This is a genomic window from Novosphingobium sp. APW14, assembly GCF_032337075.1.
In the GTDB taxonomy this organism is placed as follows: domain Bacteria; phylum Pseudomonadota; class Alphaproteobacteria; order Sphingomonadales; family Sphingomonadaceae; genus Novosphingobium.
Window position 1 is genome coordinate 1 of the sequence record NZ_JAVYAB010000014.1, and the last position, 1,257, is coordinate 1,257.

Sequence of the window (1,257 nt, forward strand, 5' to 3'; positions counted from 1 at the left end):
CCCTTCTGAGTGGCCCAATTTCTATTTTAGGAATGGCCACGAAGGAGGAATGGAATGGCAAGAAAGCACAAGCCGGAAGACATCATTGGCAAGCTGCGTGAAGCGGAGATCGTGCTAGCGCAAGGCGGAACGGTTGCAGATGCCTGCCGGCGGATCGGAGTTACCGAGCAGAGCTACTACCGTTGGCGCAAGGAGTATGGCGGCCTGAAGATGGACCAGGCCCGACGGATGAAAGAGCTGGAGAAAGAGAATGCCCGGTTGCGCCGAGCGGTGTCGGACCTGACGCTCGACAAGCTGATCCTGCAGGAAGCCGCACGGGGAAACTTCTAAGCCCCGCCAGGCGTCGGCGCTGTATCGATCATATTAGGGGCATAATCTCAGTGTCCGAGCGACGGATCTGCCGTGTGCTGGGGCAACACCGATCAACACAGCGCAAGGCGCCGCGTGGGGCTGATGACGAAGCGGCCCTGACCCAGGACATCATCGCCTTAGCCAGGCAATATGGTCGCTATGGCTATCGCCGTATAACGGCTCTGCTGCGCGAGACAGGCTGGCATGTGAGCTTTAAGCGCGTGGAGCGCATCTGGCGCCGCGAGGGGTTGAAGGTGCCGCAAAAGCAACCGAAGCGAGGGAGGCTCTGGTTCAACGACGGGTCATGTATCCGGCTGCGACCCGAGTATCCGGGGCACGTATGGTCCTACGACTTTGTCGAGGGCCGTACGCACGATGGTCGCAAGTTCCGCATCCTGTCGATCATCGACGAGGCCAGCAGAGAGTGCCTTGCCCTCCCTGTCGCGCGACGGCTCAGAAGTGAGGATGTCTTGGCGGCGTTGGCAGAGCTGTTCGTCACGCGTGGCCCACCGGCCCACATAAGGTCGGATAATGGCCCTGAGTTTATAGCCAATGCCGTGCAGCAATGGCTGGCGAGGATCGGAGTGAAGACGCTCTACATCACACCCGGCAGCCCATGGGAGAATGGCTACTGCGAGAGCTTCAATGGCTCGATGCGCGACGAGCTCTTGAATGGCGAGATCTTCTACACCTTGGCTGAGGCAAAGATCCTGATCGAAGCCTGGCGGCGGCACTACAACACCGTCCGGCCGCACAGCTCGCTCGGTTATCGGCCACCGGCCCCAGAAACAGCGCCATCGCCATGGCTGCCCTCCGGTTCCGCTTCGCTCCACCTACGGCCAGCCATGGCGCAGGAGGCGATCATGCACTAACAAACCGAACGGACCACTCAGTGGGGGCCGGTCA

At 60.7% G+C, this 1,257-nt stretch carries 1 protein-coding gene; it reads left to right on the forward strand.

Annotation, left to right across the window (positions count from 1 at the left end):
- Positions 1 to 54 precede the first annotated feature (54 nt).
- Positions 55 to 1,223, forward strand: a protein-coding gene (locus tag RQP55_RS12050; RefSeq protein WP_315610444.1) for an IS3 family transposase whose coding sequence is annotated in 2 segments (ribosomal slippage) — positions 55 to 316 and positions 316 to 1,223 — 1,170 coding nt in all. Because the reading frame shifts where the segments join, the coding sequence is not laid out codon by codon here.
- Positions 1,224 to 1,257: the final 34 nt, after the last annotated feature.